This window comes from Streptomyces sp. NPDC058632 (genome assembly GCF_042717095.1).
In the GTDB taxonomy this organism is placed as follows: Bacteria; Actinomycetota; Actinomycetes; order Streptomycetales; family Streptomycetaceae; genus Streptomyces.
This window is the reverse complement of the sequence record NZ_JBHXQZ010000155.1, coordinates 1-4,370: the sequence shown is the minus strand read 5'-3', so window position 1 is coordinate 4,370 and position 4,370 is coordinate 1. Positions and strand designations below refer to the sequence as shown.

At 76.3% G+C, this 4,370-nt stretch carries 1 protein-coding gene; it reads right to left on the bottom strand.

All coding sequences use genetic code 11. The features are described 5' to 3' along the window. Positions 1-4,071 (bottom strand): type I polyketide synthase (locus tag ACFWVE_RS33935; RefSeq protein ID WP_384022770.1); only part of this gene is annotated, 4,071 nt, incomplete at its 3' end. Positions 4,072-4,370: the final 299 nt, after the last annotated feature.

Here is a 4,370-nt window from a genome sequence, read left to right as displayed (position 1 = left end):
GGACCTCCCCCGCCCCCCGCGGCCCCCAGCGGCCGGGTCGGCGACCGCGCCGCCGTCGGTGGCGCCGGCTCCGCGGGTGACGAACACCAGCCGCGAGCCGGAGCGGGCCGGGTCGGCGAGCCAGTCCCGCACGTGTCCGAGGGCGCGGGAGGTGATGTCGTGCACCGAGGCGAGCACGAGGTCGTCGCCCGCGCCGGCGACGGGGGCGAGCACCAGGTCCGGGGTCTCACCCGTTTTGGACGCGTCGGAGTCGTCCGCGGCCCCGGGCACGGCGGTCACGGTCGCGCCGGCGGTGGCCAGGGCGGCGGTGAGACCGAAGGGGTCGGTGCCGAGCAGGCCGACGGTGGCGGGCAGGGCGGTGCCGTCGGCGGAGGCGGTGATCCGGGTCCAGTCCAGGGCGAACAGCGCGTCCCGTTCCAGGGCGGAGGCCGCGGTGGCACGTGCGTCCGGGGCGGTGCGCAGCACCAGGGAGGCCACGGAGGCGACGGGCGCACCGGTGGCGTCGGTGACGGCGATCGACACGGCGTCGTCACCGGCCGGGGTGAGCCGGACCCGGACCTCGGTGGCGCCGCTCGCGTGCAGGGTGGCGTCCTGCCAGGAGAACGGCAGCCCGCCACGCCCGTCCTCACCGAGCGGGGCGAAGGCGGTGGCGTGCAGGGCCGCGTCCAGGAGCGCGGGGTGGATGCCGAACGCGGGCGCGTCGCCGGCGGGTCCGGCGTCGAGGACGACCTCGGCGAAGGTCTCCTCGCCGCGCCGCCACACCGCCCGCAGGCCGCGGAAGGCCGGTCCGTAGCCGAATCCGGCGTCGGCGAGCCCGTCGTAGAAGCCGTCCAGGTCGACCGGTTCGGCGCCGGCCGGGGGCCACACGGCCGCGTCGAAGCCGTCCTCGTGGCGGGCGCCGGGGGCGAGGGTGCCCGTGGCGTGCCGGGTCCACGGCTGGTCGTCGTCGCCGTCGGGGCGGGCGTAGAGGCTGAGGGTGCGGCGGCCGGTGTCGTCGGGGCTGCCGATCCACACCTGCACCTGGACGCCGCCGTCCTCGGGCAGGGCGAGCGGCGCGGCCAGGGTGAGGTCCTCGACGCGGTCGCAGCCGACCTCGTCACCGGCCCGGACGGCGAGTTCCAGGAAGGCGGTGCCGGGCAGCAGGACCGTGCCGCGCACCGTGTGGTCGGCGAGCCAGGGGTGGGTGCGCACCGAGAGGCGGCCGGTGAGCAGCAGCCCGTCGGAGTTGGCGAGGGTGACGGCGGCGGCCAGCAACGGGTGGTGGGCGGCGCCCAGGCCGGCGGCCCGTACGTCGCCGGCCGTTCCAGTGACGCCCTTGGGCCAGAACCGGCGGTGCCGGAAGGCGTACGTCGGCAGGTCGGCGCGGCGGGCGCCGGTGCCCTCGAACCAGCGCTCCCAGCGCAGCGGCACGCCGTGCAGGTGGAGGCCGGCGGCGGTCTCGGTGAGCGCGGTGGTCTCGGGCCGGTCCTTGCGCAGGGCGGGCAGGACGACGGCGTCCTCGTGTCCGGCGGCGTCCAGGCAGGCACGGCTGAGCGCGGACAGGGTGCCGTCGGGGCCGAGTTCGAGGAAGACGCCGGTGCCGTGTCCGGCCAGCCGGCGGACGCCGTCGGCGAAGCGGACGGTGTTCCGGACGTGGTCGGCCCAGTAGTCGGCGGAGGTCAGCTGCTCGACCGTTGCGGGCATGCCGGTCAGATTGGAGACCACGGGCAGCGAGGGGGCCTGCGGGGTCAGCCCGGCGACGACGTCCCGGAACTCCTCGAGCATCGGCTCCATCAGCGGCGAGTGGAATGCGTGCGAGACGCGCAGCCGGCGGGTGCGGCGGCCGAGAGCGGCGAAGTGGGCGGCCACGGCGTCGACGTCGTCGGCGGCGCCCGCGACGACCACCGCCGAGGGACCGTTGACGGCGGCGATCGACAGCCGGGCGGCGCGCTCGGCGACCAGCGGGGCCGTCTCGTCCTCGGTGGCCTCGACGGAGACCATGGCGCCGCCCTCGGGCAGCGCCTCCATCAGCCGGCCGCGGGCGAGGACCAGGGTGCAGGCGTCCTCCAGGGAGAAGACGCCCGCGACGTGCGCGGCGGCGATCTCGCCGACGGAGTGGCCGGTGACGTGGTCGGGGGTGAGACCCCAGGACTCGACCAGCCGGTACAGGGCGACTTCGAGGGCGAACAGGGCGGGCTGCGCGTATCCGGTGCGGTCGAGGAGAGTGGCCTCGGGGGTGTCCGCGTCGGCCAGCAGGAGGGGGCGCAGCGGGCGGTCGAGTCCGGCGTCGAGGTGGCCGAGGATCTCGTCGAGGGCGCGGGCGAAGACGGGGAAGCGGGCGTACAGGTCGCGGCCCATGCCGGGGCGCTGGGAGCCCTGGCCGGAGAAGAGCACGGCGAGCTTGGGGCGGCCGCGGGTCTGGCGGACGGTGAGACCGGGCGCGTCCTCGCCGGCGGCGAGCGCGGTGAGGGCGGCGAGGGCGGTGTCCCGGTCGGCGGCGGTGAACGCGGCGCGGTGCTCGAAGGCGGAGCGGGTGGTGGCCAGGGAATGGGCGGCGTCGAGCGCGGTGAGCGCGGGCCGGTCGCGCAGGTGCGTCAGCAGCCGGCCGGCCTGCTCGCGCAGTGCGTCGGCGGTGCGGCCGGACAGCAGCCACGGCAGCGCACCGGGCCCGACGGCAGGGGTGTCCTGTGCACCGGGGGCGGTGGGCTCTTCGGCGGAGGCGCCGGCGGGAACCTCGGCGGGGGCCTCCTCGATGATGGTGTGCGCGTTGGTGCCGGACAGACCGAACGAGGAGACGCCGGCCCGGCGCGGGGCGTTCTCGCGGCGCGGCCACGCGACGGGCTCGGTGAGGAGGCGGACGGCTCCCTCGGTCCAGTCGACATGGGTGGACGGCCGGTCCACGTGCAGTGTCCGCGGGAGCAGGTCGTGGCGCATCGCCATGACCATCTTGATGATGCCGGCGACACCGGCGGCGGCCTGGGTGTGGCTGATGTTGGACTTCACCGAGCCGAGCAGCAGCGGCCGTTCGGGGTCGCGGCCCTGGCCGTAGGTGGCGAGCAGCGCCTGCGCCTCGACGGGGTCGCCGAGGACGGTGCCGGTGCCGTGTGCCTCGACCGCGTCGACCTCGGCGGCGGAGAGCCGGGCGTTGACCAGGGCGGCCTCGATGACCCGCTGTTGGGAGGGGCCGTTGGGGGCGGTCAGGCCGTTGGAGGCGCCGTCCTGGTTGACCGCGGAGCCGCGCACCACGGCGAGCACGTGGTGGCCGTTGCGGCGGGCCTCGGAGAGCCGCTCCAGGACGAGGACGCCGACGCCCTCGGACCAGCCGGTGCCGTCGGCGGCGTCGGCGAAGGACTTGCAGAGGCCGTCGCCCGCGAGACCGCCCTGGCGGGCGAACTCGACGAAGGTGGTGGGGCTCGCCATCACGGTGACGCCGGCCGCCAGTGCCAGCGAGCACTCCCCCGCGCGCAGTGCCTGGGCGGCCAGGTGCAGGGCGACCAGCGAGGACGAGCAGGCGGTGTCGACGGTGACGGCGGGGCCGACGGCACCGTAGAAGTAGGACAGCCGGCCGGACAGGATGCTGGTGGCGTTGCCGGTCAGCTGGAAACCCTGTACGTCGTCGTCGGGACCGACGCGGTAGTCCTGCGGCATGGCGCCGACGAACATGCCGGTACGGCTGCCGCGGACGCCGGACGGGTCGATCCCGGCGCGTTCGAAGGCCTCCCAGGAGGTTTCCAGGAGCAGTCGTTGCTGCGGGTCCATGGAGAGGGCCTCGCGGGGCGAGATGCCGAAGAAGTCCGCGTCGAAAGCGGGGGCGTCGTGCAGGAAACCGCCCGCGAAGTCGGCGGGCCCGTCGCCGATGGCGGCCTCCCAGCCCCGGTCGCCGGGCATCGGGGTGATGCCGTCCTCGCCGGCGACCAGCATCCGCCACAGATCTTCCGGACTGCTCACCCCGCCCGGGTATCGGCAGCCCATGCCGACGATCGCGATGGGCTCGGTGGCCGCCGCCTCCAGCTCGCTCACCCGCTGCCGCGAACGCTTCAGATCGGCGCTCGCTCGCTTGAGGTAGTCCCGGAGCTTCTGTTCCTTGTCCATATCAACGCAACCCATCTGGAGGAAGACCGGCGGACGGCTGGCGGTCCGGTGGGGACACCGGGTGTTCGGGGCGGCCGTTCGGCGCCGGGACGACCGGGGTGTCCGAAGGAGGGAGGACGGCTGGGGTGAGGGCCGGGAAGGCGTACCCGGCGCAGGACGTCAGCCGTCGGGCGGACCGGGCCGTGCGGGGTGGGGGGGGGCGGCCCCCGCGGGGGGGGGCCCCCCCCCCCGCCCCGCCCGGGGCGCCGCCGCCCCCCCCGGGGAGCACCCGCGCGCCCCCCGCGGCGGGGGCGCGCTAG